At 44.1% G+C, this 17,237-nt stretch carries 15 protein-coding genes; 6 read left to right on the top strand and 9 right to left on the bottom strand.

From position 1 onward, the window contains the following. Positions 1 to 119: 119 nt before the first annotated feature. On the bottom strand, positions 120 to 533 hold the full coding sequence (locus tag FAM09_RS30165) for a BrxA/BrxB family bacilliredoxin (protein WP_136580901.1): 414 nt from the start codon (positions 531 to 533) through the stop codon (positions 120 to 122). 223 nt (positions 534 to 756) lie between these two features. Between FAM09_RS30165 and FAM09_RS30160 the strand changes: the two genes are divergently transcribed. Together FAM09_RS30160 and FAM09_RS30155 are read left to right on the top strand one after the other, a co-directional pair. Continuing rightward, the gene (locus FAM09_RS30160; RefSeq protein ID WP_136580900.1) at positions 757 to 1,188 is read left to right on the top strand and encodes an Hsp20/alpha crystallin family protein; all 432 of its coding nucleotides are present in this window, start codon (positions 757 to 759) and stop codon (positions 1,186 to 1,188) included. Positions 1,189 to 1,303: 115 nt separating this feature from the next. Beyond that, positions 1,304 to 2,614: a hypothetical protein gene (locus tag FAM09_RS30155; RefSeq protein WP_136580899.1), complete on the top strand. Its 1,311-nt coding sequence runs from the start codon at positions 1,304 to 1,306 to the stop codon at positions 2,612 to 2,614. Between the two features lie 100 nt (positions 2,615 to 2,714). Here the strand turns inward: FAM09_RS30155 and FAM09_RS30150 are convergent, their stop codons facing one another. The 4 genes from FAM09_RS30150 to rpmI form a co-directional block, all read right to left on the bottom strand. Continuing rightward, positions 2,715 to 3,170, bottom strand: coding sequence for a nuclear transport factor 2 family protein (locus FAM09_RS30150; RefSeq protein WP_136580898.1), 456 nt, complete (start codon positions 3,168 to 3,170; stop codon positions 2,715 to 2,717). A 25-nt stretch (positions 3,171 to 3,195) separates the two neighbouring features. Beyond that, positions 3,196 to 4,590, bottom strand: a complete 1,395-nt coding sequence (locus FAM09_RS30145; RefSeq protein WP_136580897.1) for a type III PLP-dependent enzyme domain-containing protein — start codon at positions 4,588 to 4,590, stop codon at positions 3,196 to 3,198. Positions 4,591 to 4,895: 305 nt separating this feature from the next. After that, a complete protein-coding gene (gene rplT, locus FAM09_RS30140; protein ID WP_136580896.1) occupies positions 4,896 to 5,240 on the bottom strand; it encodes a 50S ribosomal protein L20 in 345 nt (114 codons plus the stop codon). A gap of 146 nt (positions 5,241 to 5,386) precedes the next feature. Continuing rightward, the gene (gene rpmI / locus FAM09_RS30135; protein ID WP_081148928.1) at positions 5,387 to 5,584 is read right to left on the bottom strand and encodes a 50S ribosomal protein L35; all 198 of its coding nucleotides are present in this window, start codon (positions 5,582 to 5,584) and stop codon (positions 5,387 to 5,389) included. A 328-nt stretch (positions 5,585 to 5,912) separates the two neighbouring features. Between rpmI and FAM09_RS30130 the strand changes: the two genes are divergently transcribed. Beyond that, positions 5,913 to 6,545: a hypothetical protein gene (locus FAM09_RS30130; RefSeq protein WP_136580895.1), complete on the top strand. Its 633-nt coding sequence runs from the start codon at positions 5,913 to 5,915 to the stop codon at positions 6,543 to 6,545. Between the two features lie 165 nt (positions 6,546 to 6,710). On the opposite strand, the gene infC is transcribed toward FAM09_RS30130, so the two are convergent. Both infC and thrS read right to left on the bottom strand, forming a co-directional pair. After that, entirely contained in the window at positions 6,711 to 7,295 is a 585-nt protein-coding gene (gene infC, locus FAM09_RS30125) for a translation initiation factor IF-3 (protein ID WP_136580894.1), read from the bottom strand. Positions 7,296 to 7,452: 157 nt separating this feature from the next. Next, the gene (gene thrS / locus FAM09_RS30120) at positions 7,453 to 9,393 is read right to left on the bottom strand and encodes a threonine--tRNA ligase (RefSeq protein WP_136580893.1); all 1,941 of its coding nucleotides are present in this window, start codon (positions 9,391 to 9,393) and stop codon (positions 7,453 to 7,455) included. A 320-nt stretch (positions 9,394 to 9,713) separates the two neighbouring features. Here thrS and FAM09_RS30115 point away from each other — a divergent pair, with 320 nt between their 5' ends. Beyond that, entirely contained in the window at positions 9,714 to 10,865 is a 1,152-nt protein-coding gene (locus FAM09_RS30115; protein ID WP_136580892.1) for a hypothetical protein, read from the top strand. Between the two features lie 241 nt (positions 10,866 to 11,106). After that, positions 11,107 to 11,955, top strand: coding sequence for a hypothetical protein (locus tag FAM09_RS30110; protein WP_136580891.1), 849 nt, complete (start codon positions 11,107 to 11,109; stop codon positions 11,953 to 11,955). 218 nt (positions 11,956 to 12,173) lie between these two features. On the opposite strand, the gene FAM09_RS30105 is transcribed toward FAM09_RS30110, so the two are convergent. Further along, positions 12,174 to 13,751, bottom strand: a complete 1,578-nt coding sequence (locus FAM09_RS30105) for a M20/M25/M40 family metallo-hydrolase (protein WP_136580890.1) — start codon at positions 13,749 to 13,751, stop codon at positions 12,174 to 12,176. A gap of 185 nt (positions 13,752 to 13,936) precedes the next feature. On the opposite strand from FAM09_RS30105, the gene FAM09_RS30100 reads away from it, so the two are divergent. Further along, entirely contained in the window at positions 13,937 to 14,869 is a 933-nt protein-coding gene (locus FAM09_RS30100) for a phytanoyl-CoA dioxygenase family protein (protein ID WP_136580889.1), read from the top strand. A gap of 11 nt (positions 14,870 to 14,880) precedes the next feature. Here the strand turns inward: FAM09_RS30100 and FAM09_RS30095 are convergent, their stop codons facing one another. Next, complete coding sequence (locus tag FAM09_RS30095) at positions 14,881 to 17,166, bottom strand: TonB-dependent receptor (RefSeq protein WP_243751813.1); 2,286 nt, start codon at positions 17,164 to 17,166, stop codon at positions 14,881 to 14,883. Positions 17,167 to 17,237 lie beyond the last annotated feature (71 nt).

The following is a 17,237-nucleotide window of genomic DNA, read 5'->3' as shown; positions in this document are numbered from 1 at the left end:
TGGTTTGTTGTTCTTTATGTGAATCTTCTACAAACCACTAACCATAAACAAACAAAAAACCCTCCCAGGAATGAGAGGGTTCATCACTATGAACAAAGCTGAATTAATCAGCTAAGAAATTAACAATATTCTTCAAATGCCGCTATCAGGTTGTGAGCGATCAATTGCGCGGGTCTTCCTTCGATCATATGTCTTTCGATGAAGTGAACCAGTTGGCCATCTTTAAACAGGGCTATAGCCGGTGAAGAGGGCGGATAAGGCAATAAATGCTCACGTAACTTCTTTACAGCATCAACATCATAACCTGCGAAGCTGGTAGTTAAATGATCGGGCTTTTTAGCCGAATTGGTTACAGCCATTAATACACCAGGCCGTGCCGAACCTGCCGAGCAGCCACAAACCGAATTGATCATTACCAGTGTTGTTCCTTTTGAACTCAGTTGATTATCAACATCTTCTGGAGTTAACAGCTCCTGAAAGCCATTGTCTGTCAGCTCCTCTTTCATTGGTAGTACTATTTCTGTTGGATACATTCTTCTGTTTTTTAATTGAAACGCAAAACTACGTAAAAAGTTTATCTCTATTCCCGATCGGAATTTATGTCATACCAAAACAACACAAACTGCACTTATGACATATACCAGCATTGATTTTCTGACAATTGGTTACGCTTTTTGGCCTTTTTCGGCAATGGTACACCGTTTGGGAATACTTACCCGAATATCAAAAATTCAAAAAACAATAAAAATTATAATTATGACAGTCAGACTGCACCATCCCGCTCGTAAATCATTCGATTCTGTAGTTGATGATTTCTTCAATTCTATTCCTGGTTTATGGAATGAAGGGTACAGCGGCATTAACCTGGCTCCTGTAAATATTTATGAAACAGCCGAGGGCTATCAACTGGAATTGAGCGTTCCCGGTATCAACAAGGAAGACATTAACGTAAACGTAGAAAAGGGGTTACTCGCCATCAGCTACGATAAGAAAGAAGAAAACAAACAGGAAGGGTACAAGACCATTCGGCGCGAATTTGGCCATCGTAGTTTTAAACGCACTTTTACGGTAGCAGACCAGGTAAATGTGGAGGCTATTCAGGCGAAATACGAAAATGGCATTCTGAAACTGTTCCTGCCGAAGAAAGACCAGGTAAAAGACAACCCCAAACAGGTTATTATACAGTAAGAAAGTAAAAGAATTATTAAAATTTTAGTTTCATAAGCAGTTGGTTTTGGTTTAGAAGACCATCCGTCGGTTGGCGGATGGTTTTTTTTATGGTTTTGTCCTAACTTCGGCCCCCATGAGAGAACTTACTTTCTGTATCCGAAAGACGTTGGGATTGATCGTGCTATGCACCTTTTCGGGTGTATGGTCTTTAGCACAGGATCGGCAACCGGGAGATAGTGCATTTCACAGCCGGAAACATCTTGACACGTTTCCGTTCTTGGTTGATTCTGCCGAAGTTACGCTGAGGATCAAAAATCTCAATCCTTATTTCAGTCTACACGTTGATTCTTCCCTGGCTTATAAATTAGAAATTAATAAGGACCAGTCGAAGTATTATTGGTTCCTGCGCAATCCGCCGGTAGGCCTGCGCATTAATAAAGACAATGGGCTGTTAACTTTTAAAGCCGAAAAGTCCTATTTCCTGTCGGGCAAACTGAAATACGATTACCAGTACAGGGTAAGCGTGGGCGTTCAGAACCTGGAGCGGGCCAGCGATCACATCGACACTTCTTTTTATATTACTTTCTATAATACCGACATCGTTCAATCGAAAGTAAAGCCTACGGTGAATTCAACCCTGGTGATCGATGAAGGCGATACGGTGGCGTTTAAGGTGCAATGCGAGAACGGTAACTTCCCCATTGAAACCATTACTTTTTTCGCCAATATGCCGCTGAAGGGCGTTACCCTGGTAAAAAAATGTGATGATGATTTTATCTGGTCGCCCCCATTTGATTTCGTGAAAGAATCTGATCCGGGCAAGGAAAGGACCGTCATACTGAGTTTTGTTGGCGCCAATAAATTTATGGTACGCGATACTGCGCAGGTGAAGTTAGTGGTAAAGGATGCGCTGAATTACCCGTTGACCGTGGAGGATTATAAACTGACGGTGAATGTCATCAACAGTTATGTATTGCGGTTGAAATATACCTTCCTGCAACTGGATAGAGGGGTTAAAAAAACCAAATCGACCCGCACTACATTTGATATCACAGGTTCTACCACAGCGTTAACCGGTAGTATATTGTCTTCTTCTTCCAGCGCCAATTCGCAAAGCATAGGCAAAGTAATGCCGAGTGTGGGCGTTTCGCTGGTGCCGGTTAAAGAGGCTATAGCGCCGCAGAAAGTAACGGAGCAGAACCAGGCTTCGGGCATCAGAACAGCTATTAAAAGGCTGGAATATATGGTGAGCGATAATGCCCTGGTGGGTGAACGCGATCCGGATATTGCCCGTAAAACCAACAAGCTGAAAGAAGAATTAAAACAAATACAGGTTCAGTTAGTAGATATTCCCATTGAAATTTCCAGTGATATGAGCGAGAAGGAGCTGAATCAGTATTTTAATAGTCCGAAGGTGAATAAGAAGTATCGAACGAAGAAATAGGAATGTACAAATTAGCAAATGTGAAAATGAGTTTCTATTTGCACATTTGCTAATTTTCCCATTTGCACATTGGCTACATTTACCTACCAAGGATCACTAATTACTTAGGGTCACAATTTTTGCGCCTGGTATCCAATAAGTATTGGATCCTCCACCCCTCTTCCAGCCTCACTAATTGAAATGAGTTAACGCCACAGTGGCGGAATTTGCCTTTATAAAAAAACTGATAGGGCGCCCATACCATTGCCATCGGGCCATCGATGCGGATGGTCTCAAACTCAACCCGCTCATCGGCCTCCCCTGCTTTCTGCTGGCCAATAAATTTCACGAAGTTGCCAAACTTTTCGTTTCTGATATAGATCTGCTTTTTCTTATTGGTAGCAACGGTCTGCAATATAGGATCTTCTGCAAAAGCCGATTTCAACAAAGTGGTGTCGGCATTTTTCATACCCTCAAACAACCGGTTAATGATTGCTTTCACCGAATCCTCGGTTGTTTGCGCCTGTGTGGTACAGGCGATGGCTACTACGGTTAATAAAGTTGCAAATCGTTTCATTTGATAAGTTCAGAACACTAATCTACTAATATCCCAGGATCTTCAACATACTTTGAGCGGTTTGCTCTTTTGCATATATCCAGTCTACCAATTTTCCATTTTTATCGTGCCCCACGATCACGTGTTTGGGCGATGGAATAAGACAGTGTTTGATTCCGCCATAGCCACTGATCTGGTCCTGGTAAGCGCCCGTATGGAAGAAACCCAGATACAGCGGCTCGCCATTGTTGATCTTGGGCAGGAACACCTCATTGATATGCTCTTCGGAGTCGTAATAGTCGTGACTGTCGCACGTAATGCCGCCTAACACTACCCGCTGGTATTCCTGGTCCCACTTATTTACCGGCAGCAACAGGAATTTTTCACCAATACCCCAGGTATCGGGTAAGGTGGTGATGAAAGAAGAATCGATCATGTACCAGATCTCGCGGTCATTCTGCACTTTTTGTCCGATAACGCTGTAAATATGCGCCATGCTTTCGCCCACCGTATAGCTACCGAATTCGGTAAAGAGATGCGGCATGGGGACGTTATTCTTTTTGCAGGCTTTTTTGATGTTACCTACAATTTCATTGATCATGAACTGGTAGTCGTATTCAAAACCCAGGGAGTGCTTGATGGGAAATCCGCCACCAATATTAATAGAGTCCAGTTCGGGACAGATCTTCTTAAGCTGGCAATACAGGTTGATGACTTTATTCAGCTCGCTCCAGTAGTAGATATCGTCTTTAATGCCTTTGTTCAAAAAAATATGCAGCATTTTTAGCTGGAAGCGGTCTTCATTGCCTTCAATTTTATCAACATAAAATTCCAGTACATCTCTTGCTCTGAAGCCGAGGCGTGAAGTATAAAAAGGAAACGTTGGTTCTTCTTCTGCTGCTACCCGAATGCCGAGCTTGAATGGACCTTTCACCGACTTTTTATAATGCTGCAGTTCTTCTCTGTTATCCAGGATGGGAATTACATTTTTAAACCCGGTATTCAGCAAATTGGCAATACGGCTGGTATATGTTTTTTGTTTGTACCCGTTGCAGATGATAAAGGTATCCTTGGTGATCTTTTTACGATCGTATAGCTTCTTGATGATCTCTATATCGTACGCGTAAGACGTTTCCAGGTGAATGTCGTGCTTCAGGGCTTCCTCCACAACAAATGAAAAGTGAGAGCTTTTCGTGCAGTAACAATAGTTGTATTCACCTTCGTACCTATGCTTTTTTATGGCATTGGCAAACATCTTTTTTGCCTTTTTGATCTGCATGCCGATCTTGGGCAGGTAGGTAAGTTTCATGGGCGTGCCATACTTGGCAATAAGCGCTTTCAGATCAAGCCCGTTAAAATGAAGGTAACTGTCTTTTACATCGAACCCTTCCTGGGGGAAATTAAAGGTTTGTTTCACCAGGTCGGTGTACGAGTTGTTCATGAACTGGTTCAGGTTGCTGATGGTCGTGAATTTTAATGGTCAGAAAAAAGTTTACCCAAACTGAAAAAGTATTGCAAAAGTAATAGTTTGAACAATTTTTCAAATAAAAAAACATGCCCGAATTAAAATTGTCAATATTGTGTTGATTTATGGTTACCAGTTGCCTGTTACCAGTTGCCGGGTTCCGGTTGCCAGATGCCGGTCACTTACCACTCACCATTCACCTGTATTATCAAATTGTTACCGGAAAAAAGAGGCCCCACACGGTGAAGTGCAGGGCCTCAATATATTGATGCTTTGTAAGCTTACTTTACAGAAACGATCAATTGTTTGAAGGTTTCAGGCTCATTCATAGCCAGATCAGCCAGCACTTTACGATCGAGGCCGATCCCTTTCTGGTTCAGCTTGTGGATGAATTCAGAATAAGTTAAACCTTCTTCGCGTACAGCGGCGTTGATACGAGCGATCCACAGCGCACGGTATTCTCTCTTCTTCAGTTTGCGGCCTACATATTTGTATTGCAGACCTTTTTCCATTACGTTTTTCGCAACGGTATATACATTTTTACGTTTGCCGTAATAACCTTTGGCAGCTTTCAGAATCCGCTTGCGGCGAGCGCGGGAAGCTACGGCATTTACTGAACGTGGCATATCTTAGTGATTTGAAAATTTGAAAATGAATTAATTTGAAAATGCGTCGACTGGCTTTATCTGAAAATGTGATCATTTGAAAATAAAACCAACTGAGATAGTGGTTTTTTATCATTTTCAAATTTTCAAATTTTCAAATTAATGAATTATTTCAGTCTCAGCAAACGCTTTACAAAGTCGACGTTGGATTTGTGAACCACGCCATCTTTGTTAAGTGCCCGTTTACGGCGATTAGACTTTTTGGTAAGAATGTGACGTTTGAAAGATTTCTGATGCGTGATCTTTCCGGTGCCGGTTACTTTAAATCTTTTTTTGGCACTGGAGTTCGTTTTAACCTTTGGCATGTTAAAATACCTTTTGCTGTGATACCCTGCTGGCGCTCCCGAACTGACGGGAAACTTTTTGGGCCTTGTGGGCAATAGTGTTTTATGGGTTAAACCAATAAAACGTAAAATGGAGCGCAAAGGTAATCAAAATTTGAATATGGGCAAAAATGAAATTGCCCGAGGCAGGTTACTATTTTTTATTGAAGCTTAATGAGTTAGCATGTTAACTCGCCGGGTTGCCTGCAAAATTAAGGCATTACCGCCAACCAGTTGCACCAGGAAAGTCAGTATCTTCAGCAAGGCGGTATTAAATAAACAGCCAATTTAACCTTCAAAACAATCTTATATGAGAAAAGCTTGCTTTATGGTAGCAACTACTGCTGCTATCACCATTCTTTCCTGTGGTGGGGAAGTAAAAGTAAAAGACGTAAAAATAACTCCAGTTGATGGAAAGGAGGTAGCAGAAGCAATGAGCAAAGAAGTGGAAAAATCAACGGACCGGTGGCAAGAGCGGCGGGCTAAAGGCGATACGCTGGCTATGCCATATAAAGAGCTGCAGGCTTATCTGCCCGAAATTGCAGGATATACAAAGAAAGGCGGGCCAAAAGGAAACCAGGTGAATATGCCGGGCATGGGCAGCTGGTCGCAGGCTGAACAACGGTACGAGAATGGTGATAAAAGAATAGAGGTAAAGATAGTAGACTACAATGCTTCATATGCTGCTTTTAGCGGTATTACGGCCTTATATAAAATGGGCTTTTCATCGGAGGATGATTCAAAAAAACAAGGTTCAGTTGACCTGGGGATGAAAAATGTGGCAGCCTACGAAACAGTGTATAAACAGGACCCCAAAGCGCAGATAGTGCTGATCGTAGCAGATCGTTACTTTGTAGAAATAGAAAGCAGGGGCAGCAATGAAATGGGGCCTATAACAGACATCGCCAAAGGCATTGCTGCTTCAGGGTTAGCGAGTAAGTAGAAAGTACCGGGTTCCGGTTGCCGGTTACCAGGTCAGGCTCGCCCTGTATTTGTTTTTCTGGTAACCGGTAACTGGTAACGGGTAACCAGGAAATACTTCATAAAAAAAGGGTGGGCCACTTTTGAAAGATGACCCACCCTTTATACTTCAATCTTATAATGACCCCTAAGCCTCTTTTTTCTTCTTCTGGCTTTTGGGTGAAATGATCATCAGCATGCGTTTGCCTTCGAGCTTCGGCAACCCTTCGGGCTGGCCTACTTCTGCCAGGCGTTCTGCAAATTTCAATAATACCAGCTCGCCTCGTTCCTTGAACATAATGGCCCGGCCTTTAAACTGCACATATGCCTTTACTTTATTGCCTTCTTTCAAAAAGCTTTCAGCATGGCGTGCTTTAAAATCAAAGTCGTGATCATCTGTACCAGGTGTAAAACGGATCTCTTTTACCTCAGCCGTTTTACTCTTCGACTTCATCTCCTTTTCCTTCTTCTTCTTCTCGTACAGGAATTTATTATAATCGATGATCTTACAAACGGGTGGATCAGCCTGCGGTGAAATTTCAACCAGGTCAAGCTGTTGGTCCTGCGCCATGCGCATCGCTTCCTGGATTGAATATACTCCTACTTCTACATTATCGCCAACCAAACGTACCTGCGGCACGCGTATCATGTTATTGGTGCGATGTTCCTGCTGTTGTTCTTTTCTGAATCGGGGATTGAAATTACCTCTCGGTTGTCGCGGTGGAAATGCCATTTAAATCTTTTAATTAAACAATTTTTTTGAGTGGTAACCAGGCTACTTCTGAGTTACCGGTTTTTGAATGTTGATTTTGTTTTCGAAATATGGTACTAAATAGTCCTAGATTCTTAGTTCTAAGATATGAAATCTATACGAACTCACCAGCACAATCTTATTCGCCTCTGCGTTCTTTTATCTCCGCTTTTGCCTCATTAATAAATTCTTCCAGGCTCTTTGTACCTACATCACCCTTACCCTGCCGGCGGATCGCCACTTTATTTTCATTCATCTCTTTCTCCCCTACTACCAGCATGTACGGCACTTTCATTAATTCAGTATCACGGATCTTTTTGCCTATTTTTTCGTTCCGATCGTCCACTTCTCCACGAATATCCGCATTTTTCAGTGATTCCAAAACACTATTTGCGTATGGCAGGAACTTGTCACTGATGGGTAAAATTTTCACCTGTACCGGTGCCAGCCATACCGGGAATTTACCGGCATAGTGCTCCAGCAAAAAGCCAATGAAGCGTTCATGGGTTCCCAATGGCGCCCGGTGAATGATCAATGGGGTTTCTGCCGAATTTTCTTTATTGGTGTATTCCAGTTTGAACCGGCGGCCCTGCGCAAAGTCAACCTGGTTGGTAGCCAGGGTGAATTCCCTGCCGATCACACTCCAGATCTGTACATCGATCTTGGGGCCGTAAAAAGCAGCTTCATCCGGGATCTCCACATAAGGGATATTCGATTCTATCAATACCTGGCGAACCATTTCCTCAGTTTCTTTCCATAATTCCGGTTCGTTAACGTACTTCTGTCCCAGTTTGGTAGGTTCATGCAACGACAGTCGCATTACATATTTATCTATACCGAATATTTTAAAATATTTCTGGTACATTTCATTTACCGCCCTGAACTCATCGGCAAATTGTTCGCGGGTGCAATAGATATGCGCATCGTTCATATGTAAACAACGCACACGCATCAGTCCGAACAGCTCTCCGCTTTGTTCGTAACGGTAACAGGTACCATATTCCGCCAGTCGTAACGGCAGTTCTTTATAGCTCCTGGGTTCTGCACCGAATATTTTATGGTGGTGCGGGCAGTTCATGGCTTTCAGGTAGTACTTCTGCCCTTCCAGCTCCATGGGCGGATACATGCTATCCTGGTAGTATGGCAGGTGACCGCTGGTGAGGTACATGCTTTCTTTGGCAATGTGGGGGGTAACTACCCGTTTGTAGCCGGCTGCCTGCTCGGTTTCCTTGGCCAGTCTTTCCAGCTCTTCAATAATGATGGTCCCGTTCGGCATCCATAAAGGCAGGCCCGGACCTACATCATCATCCATGGTAAAAATTCCCAATTCTTTACCCAGTTTGCGGTGATCGCGTTTTTTCGCTTCTTCCAGCAATTGCAGGTATTCATCCAGCTCTTTCTGGGAAGGGAAGGTTACACCATAAACACGGGTAAGCTGCTTATTGTTTGAATCGCCTTTCCAGTAAGCGCCGGCAATGGTGGTAAGTTTGATGGCTTTGATAGGCGCAGTGGACGGAATATGCGGTCCACGGCACAAGTCGGTGAAATTACCCTGGGTATAGAAAGTGATCTCTCCATCGGTCAGGTTGTTCAGCAACTCCAGTTTATATTCATCGCCTTTGTCGGCAAAATATTTAAGCGCTTCGGCCTTGGGCATTTCTTTGCGCACATAGCTGTTGTTCTGTTTGGCCAGCTCGTTCATCTTTTTTTCCAGGGCTGCCAGGTCTTCTTCCGTAAGCTTGCGATCGCCCAGGTCCATATCATAATAAAAACCCTGCGGGTTATCAATGGCCGGACCTACCCAGAATTTTACGCCGGGATACAGGCTTTCAACCGCTTCTGCCATTAAATGCGCAGAAGAATGCCAGAAGGTTAATTTACCGTCTTTGTCGTCCCAGGTTAATAAATTCAGGGAAGCATCGTTGTAAATGGGCCGCGTGGCATCCCACACCTGTCCGTTTACTTTTGCGGCCAATACTTTTCTTGCCAATCCTTCACTGATTGACTTCGCTATTTCCAAACCAGTGGTTCCTTCTTTGTATTCCCGTACATTTCCATCCGGGAAAGTAATTTTAATCATTTTATCACTACCTTTTTTTGTGGCGGAAATACACCTTATATCGGCGTTGTATTTCCGGAAGAACGGCAAATTTAACGAACAATTTGCAGACCACCATTTACGATATGTGTCGTAAAAAACTAATTATTAAGTAATTTGCCGGTTGATGAACTTAGTTTCCCGTTGACAGCATGGAGCGGACAGGGTAAAAAATCAGCAAGTCGGATGAAACGCCCATGAAAAAGTTTTCGATATGTTCAATACAATGAAAGTTTTTGCATGGTAAGCCTGCCTACCGGCAGGCAGGTTCCATCAAGGCTAAGAAAAAATTATATTTTCTGATGAAATCAGTTTTACTTTTTGTGTTTTTGGGCATCAGCTTTTGTGTACAGGCCCAGGATCTCACTGGTATTTGGCGGGGGAATTTCAGAAGAACACCAATCTCTTCCAACGGCCGCCTTATGGAGTTACTGGGTGGCGACGAGCGTTATAAATTTGAAGTACAATTAGATCAAAATAAGAAAAATTTTACGGGCGTTACCTATTCCTACCTTACCACTGTGTTTTATGGTAAGGCCACCTGTAAAGGAACCGTAAATCCCATTACCAAACTGGTAAGGCTGGAAGAATTAAAAATTGTAGAAGTACGCATGGCCGGAGGTAGCGATGCCTGCGTAATGACCCTGAGCCTGAAATATACCAAAGAAAACGATGAAGAATTTCTGGAAGGCACCTACACCAGTTTTAATACAAGGGATTCTACCAACTGCGGTAAAGGCAGTGTTTTCCTGCGCAAGGTCATCACCTCTGATTTTCCCGAAGAACCCTTTTTAGCAAAGCGCCGGCTGGAAAAGCAGCAACTGGCAGAGAAAAAACCGGTGATCAAAAAAGTAGATACCACCGCAAAGACCGAGATTGTAAAAACAACACCTAAAATACCGCCTAAGACAACGCCTAAACCAACTCCCAAAACTACCGTCACTGCTAAAAAACCGGTGACAACAACACCAAAACCAACAACTAAAACCGTTGTCAAAACGCCTGCAACAAAACCCAATGTAAAAATTGTTCCCGTAGATACGGCCAAAAAAGCTGAGGTGAAGGTGAATAAGATCCCGCTTTCTTCCATCCCAACGCCAAAAGTGCTGGTTAATCGTGAAAATGAACTGGTAAAAACAATTACTACCAGCGCCACCGAAGTGGAGATTAACATTTACGACAACGGTACCATTGATAATGATACCATTTCGGTATACCTCGATAAAAAGCTGGTGCTTGCCAAAAAACGGCTTACTGAAAAAGCGCTCTCACTCAAAGTAAACCTCGATGAAACGGCAAACTATCACGAACTCGTGATGGTGGCGGAGAACCTGGGTGAAATTCCGCCCAATACTTCTCTTATGGTTGTAAAAGCCGGCAAGCAGCAATATGAGGTGCGGATTACTTCTACTGAACAGAAGAATGCGGTGGTTGTGTTTAAGTACCAGCAGTGAGTTTAATGTGCAAATTAGCAAATTGGAAAATGTGCAAATTGGAATCACCTAACCCTGCATAAATTCTGATATGCACATGAACTCTGATAGTGCTTGAATTTCGAGGCAAATCAGCATAATCAAACGAAAGTATTTGAACATTAGCATATTTGCACATATGCTAATTCCACTACTATTACCGCTTACATAAATTTTCCTGATGATATGGTTTTCGCATGGTAAATTCCCTTAAAATTGATTCATGCGTTTTTTGCTGCTGCCCATGCTGCTTGCATTAACTATGGTTACCCAAGCTCAACTGCTTACGGGTATATGGGGTGGAATTCGAACGCAAAATGCCGGTGGTTGTTTTCCCGCATATTCTACGGAGTTGCATATCATTCATATGCAAAACAACTCGTTCATGGGCAATGTTTACAGCTTTGATAATGACAAATACACTAAAATAAATTTTACCGGCAGGTATAATCCTCTCACCAAACGCATGGTGATCATTGAAAACGCCGTACTTCAATATAATGTGCCCGATAGTTGCATTCCCTGCATAAAAACATACGAGCTCAGTTTTTCAAAAAATGGCCAGGCCGATATATTGCAGGGCGAATGGCGGGGACATGAAATGGGCAATAACAACAATTGCCAACCCGGCAAAATTTCCTTGTCACGATTGGCAAAATCCAACTTCCCGATAGATGTTTACCAGAATGATACAATGGCCAAAGTGCAGAAGAACCTGAAATTACAGAACCGGCAAAAAGACCTGGTGCAAACCATCAAAACAGATACTGCTTTCATAAAAATAGAACTGTACGATAATGCCGAGATCGATGATGATACGGTTTCGGTTTTTCTGAACAACACCTTGCTGTTATATAAAAAACGCCTGACAGGTAAACCGCTTGTGCTTGATGTAAGTGTATTTCCCAACACAGAATATGAGCTGATGATGTATGCCGAAAACCTGGGTCGCATTCCACCCAACACCTCCCTGATGGTTATAACAGCCGGGCGAAAACGCTACCAGTTGCACCTGTCGTCGAGCGAACAAAAAAGCGCGGTAGTTCGGTTTACCTATGAACCTGGTAAATAGTAACTGGCATAAGCGAAACCGCTTGCTTTGAGTTACAAACAATGGGCTGTAAGCTACAAGCTGTAAGCTGTAAGCTACAAGCTGCAAGCTGTAAGCTACAAGCTGCAAGCTGTAAGCTACAAGCTGCAAGCTGTAAGCTGGCTTAAAGCTTTTTCATTTGCACATTAGCCAATTATCACAGCTTTGTCACGATGAAGTCGGGTTATTACATCAGCACATTATTTCCTCGGTATCTTCTCACTCCGCTGCGCCGCCTGGTAAACAAAAGAAGCAATAATAACGGCGGCCTGCTTCAGATCGCCGGGCTGTAAATGATCATAGGAGTCCATATTGCTGTGATGCGTGCGGGTATCGTATTCAATATCGTCCTGTATAAATTGAAAAGCAGGCACGCCAATAGCGTCGAACGACAGGTGATCGGTGCCGCCTGTTCGCTGCAAGGTAATGGTGGTGGCACCCAGGTCCTTAAATGGTTGCAGCCATTTGGTGAATACAGGCTGAGCGGCCATATTACCCTGCAAATACAATCCTCTTATTTTGCCGGTCCCGTTATCGAGGTTGAAATAAACCGATACTTTATCGCCGGCTGCGTTATACCGTTTGGTAAGCGTATCCATGAAATGCTGGCGTACGTAATTCTTAGAGCCTATCAATCCCTGCTCTTCCCCACCCCACAATGCTATTCGAATAGTACGCCTTAGCTGAATGTTCAACGTTTTAAGAATGCGCACCACTTCCATCATCACGGCACAACCGGCCGCATTATCCGTAGCGCCAACCGATGCATGCCACGAATCGAGATGCGCCCCGATCATTACCAGTTCCTGCTTTAATTTTGGATCAGTGCCTTTTATTTCCGCAATGACATTATACCCCTGCAGGTCATTTGTCTGGAATTGAGTTTTTACATCCATTTCCAGCTTAACCGGAATGTGGTGCTGCGCCATTCGTTGCAGCATCATATAATCTTCGTATGCAAGCATAAGGTCAGGAAAGTTTTCCGCGGCATTGCCAGCCCAGGGCCCGCCCCCTTGCACAAACAAAGTGCCGTCACGACCGCGCGGGTTCGTGCTTAAAATAGCTACTGCCCCTTCTTCCCGGGCAAATTGTTTGAGCCTGCTGTAGGTAAGCGCCCCTTTTCGCATAGCGCCCGATAGTTCGTGCCGGCCGGGAGATGGCGTGTATCCTTTGCCTGGTATGTTGTGGCCGTCAGTCTTGTTTGATTGATTGGCTTCGTTATCACCTTTCCAGTCAGCCATTTCTTTCAGGTCCTCCTCACTGTACCGTGAAGCATCGGCAACGTATGCTGGTTCCAGTGAGTCAATGCGAGGCAGTAAAATTACTTTGCCGGTTAACCTGCCTTTATATAATTCAAGGTCTTTGGCATCGCCAACAGATAACAATACAATATCGGCTGTTTGCAGTCCATTAGTGCCTGCCGTCCAGCTTTTGGGAAAAGCAATGATCGGTTTGTAATAGGGCGCCGACATAGCTACATAGCAACGCTTCAACTCCCAACCCTTTCCCCATTCACCCCAGGGTTCAAGGTGGGCATTGGTGAGGCCCCATTCGCTCAATTTATTTTTTGTGTAATTAGCGGCTCTGCGAAAACCGGGCGAATTATTCAACCGTGGCCCACTCACTTCCGTGAGATAAAAAGCAAGGTCCATCACCTGTGAGTGATTAAACCCTTCCTGCCTGATCTTTTGTATCATGTTCAGGTCCGGTTCATCGTTCTGTGCTACTAAATACCCGAATGGTATACAGGCCAGTGTAACAAGGATGATTTTTTTCATGGGTGTAACATTTCATGGAGTCGGCGGGTTGGTAATACCATTTTCGTGCCGACCGGTACCCCATGTTACAACGCAGATCCCAACCCAAGTACATTGCTTTGAATTGAAACGGGTTATACAATAAGCATTGTTTATAAATAGCTATCTTTAATCATAAATTCAGCAAAACGCAATATTTATTATAAATGAGTTTAAAGCATTTTAAACCGGCTCACTGGTTATATAACCTGCTTCATTACAAACAACTTTTGCATAATAAAAAAGCGTATAAAAAATACAACCTCCATAAATCCCTTATCGCATCCGTTTCCAGCAAAGACTTTCCCGATAAGGAATCACGCGCCTGGCTCGATGTAGGCGACTCGGCCCTGCTGGCGCCGCAAAAAGAAGGCTTTCAACAATTCTCACCCGCCATACAACAAAAGATCATTGACTGGAGCGCGAAGGGCTACATGGTGCTGGAAAACTATTTTTCACCGGCTGTCTGCAATACCATTAATGAAGAGATAGACAAACTGATGAAAAAAGGCAACCTGCAATTCAAATGGGGTAACAAGCTGATGTTTGCCAATAAAAAATCAGCGCTTATCCGCCAGGTAACGCAGGATGCAATGATCAGCCAGGTGCTCAACTTTTTGCTGGATAAGGAAATGGTCCCTTTTCAAACCATCAACTTCTTAACAGGCAGCGGACAACGAGCGCATTCCGACAGTGTGCATATGACCACTTATCCGCTGGGCTACCTGACAGCCATCTGGATCGCGTTGGAAGATGTACATCCCGATAGCGGTCCGCTGTTCTATTACCCCGGCAGTCATAAATTGCCTTACCTGCTCAATAATGACTGGAATGCCGACAGTTCGTTTTTGTCGTTGGGAAAACATGATTACCCCGATTATGAAGACATGGTAGCCGAACTGTTGGAAAAGAATAAATTCCCGCGGGAAGAATTGATCGCAAAAAAAGGCGATGTGCTCATCTGGCATGCCAACCTGGTGCATGGCGGGGCGCCCATTCGCAACCCGGCGCTTACCCGTAAAAGTATGGTGGTGCATTATTATGCCAGCGACGTGATCAAATACCACGAAATAACCGAGCGGCCTTCGCTGATGTCGTAAAACGCAAATGATCAGAATTTGAAATTCCAGGTAACGGCCGGAATGATCGGGAACAGCGACACCTGTTGCGTTTCTATAGATAATGTACCATTGTACGGACTTCCTTCCTGGCTGAAATAAATAAAATACGGGTTCAGGCGGCTGTATGCATTATATATGCTGAACACCCAGCTTTGCTGCCATTTTTGATTAGGCTTTGTACGCGGTGTAAGGGTGGCCGAGAGATCCATTCTATGATAAGGCGCCAGCCGGTATTGGTTTATCTTGCTGTATTCCTGCGTAAGCACTCCGCCAACAACATAAAAACGTTCCGGTAAAGAAACGGCATTACCGCTTCCATAAACAAACACAGCAGAGAGCTTCCATTTTTTATTCAACTGGTAGGTACCCACCACCGACAGATCGTGCCGGCGATCGTATTTGGAAGGATACTTAATACCCTCATTCAGCGTATCGAACTGGCGCCAGGTCCAGGATAAAGTATAACCTATCCAGCCGGTAAGCTTTCCTTTGGTTTTATTGATGAACAGTTCCGTACCGTAACTCCATCCTTTTCCAAAAACAAAATCCTCTTCGGGATCTTTCAACGACGGCGTATATCCTTCGCGGTATTCGATCTGGTTATCCATTCTTTTATAATAAAGCTCCAGGGAAGTTTCCAGCATATTATTGCCGAAATTTTTAAAGAGTCCCGCCGCGTACTGCCAGCTTAACTGCGGTTTTACCCGGTAGGTACTGGGAACCCACAAATCGGTAGGTAATGTTGAGCCGGCATTGCTTACAAGATGAATGTATTGAATATTACGGGTAACGGCCGCCTTAATGGAAGTCTGGTCATTAATGGCGTACCGCAAAGTAAACCGGGGTTCAAAGCCATCATAACTTTTCACCGGTTTATTTCTTCCATATGAAATGCTGTCGGTTTTGTTGCCGTTGAAATCACTTGCGAAGATCTTATAGGGACCCAGTTGCACGAAACGGCTGTACCGGATACCCGCATTTACTTTAATGCGATGACCGATCTCCCAGTCATCCTGTAAGTAAACGCCTGTTTCACCAGCGTACTTTTTAGATTCATTATCGGGGGAGAACCGGGTTTCGCCCTGGTTGCCACTGAGGATATTCGGCGTGAAGGTGTGGTAGTTAAAGGCCGCGCCGAAACGCAGTTTATGCTGCGGCGATGCATAGAAATCGAAGTCGGTTTTGGCGCTCCAGTCGTGAATGCCGGATGATAATTTGATAGTGAAATCGTTTTGCGTGGCGCCAAACGAAAACCCATAATCATTATACACCAGCGTAGTATTGGCAAATAACTTTTGATTGAATACGTGGTTCCACCGCAAAGTGGCAGTAGAATTGCCCCAGGGAATATCGGCTTTGAACGCCCGCCGCGAATTGCGATAGGTAAAAACATCTCTTCCAAAATAACCGCTCAGGTACAAACGGTCTTTTTCAGAAAAGATATAATTCACCTTGGCATTAAAATCATAGAAATAATAACCCGACCCGTAAAAATCACTTTTGGGAGAAATAAAAGGTTTGGTTATCACATCGATGTAGGTACGACGGCCAGAAATGATAAACGAAGATCTATTCTTTTTGAGGGGGCCCTGGATGGAAAGCCGCGAAGCGATGGCCCCTATCCCTCCCTCTACTTCAAACTTGTTGAGGTTACCTTCTTTCATGGCCACATCCAGCACAGAAGAAAGGCGTCCGCCGTATTGCGCCGACATCCCTCCTTTTACGAGGGAGATATTTTTAATAGCATCTGAATTAAAGATGGAGAAAAACCCGAAAAGGTGACCCGTATTATACACGATGGCATCATCGAGCAGGATCAGGTTTTGATCAGGACCGCCGCCGCGCACATACAACCCGGTATTTCCTTCACCGGCGTTGCGTACCCCCGGCAGCAACTGCAGGGTTTTCAACAGATCGGTTTCCCCCAGCAACACCGGCACCGATTTTACCTGGGTGATCGACAGGTCGATCTGGCCCATCTGGGCATTGGTTACGTTTTCATCGCGCCGGCGGGTAGCCGCAGAAACGATCACTTCCTGTAATACCGTTTTGGCAGATAAATAGAAATTCTGTTCAATGTTCTTATCGAGCGATATTTCCACCTGGTGCACCTGGTACCCGGCGAAAGAAACCACTATTGCATAAACGCCACGTGGTAAGGTGATAGAATAGAACCCGAACTGATTACTCACAATGCCTTTACCATGGCCATTAACGGAAACGGTTGCGCCAATTAGCGTTTCGCCCGACAAAGAATCTTTGACATAGCCGCTCATGGTGAACTTTTCCTGTGCGCTTGCGCACAGGACACTACACAACCCAAATGCTATTGCAACTAACCTCATCA

Origin of the sequence: Niastella caeni (genome assembly GCF_004834005.1) — a bacterium.
In the GTDB taxonomy this organism is placed as follows: domain Bacteria; phylum Bacteroidota; class Bacteroidia; order Chitinophagales; family Chitinophagaceae; genus Niastella; species Niastella caeni.
This window is presented reverse-complemented; position numbering and strand designations above follow the sequence as displayed.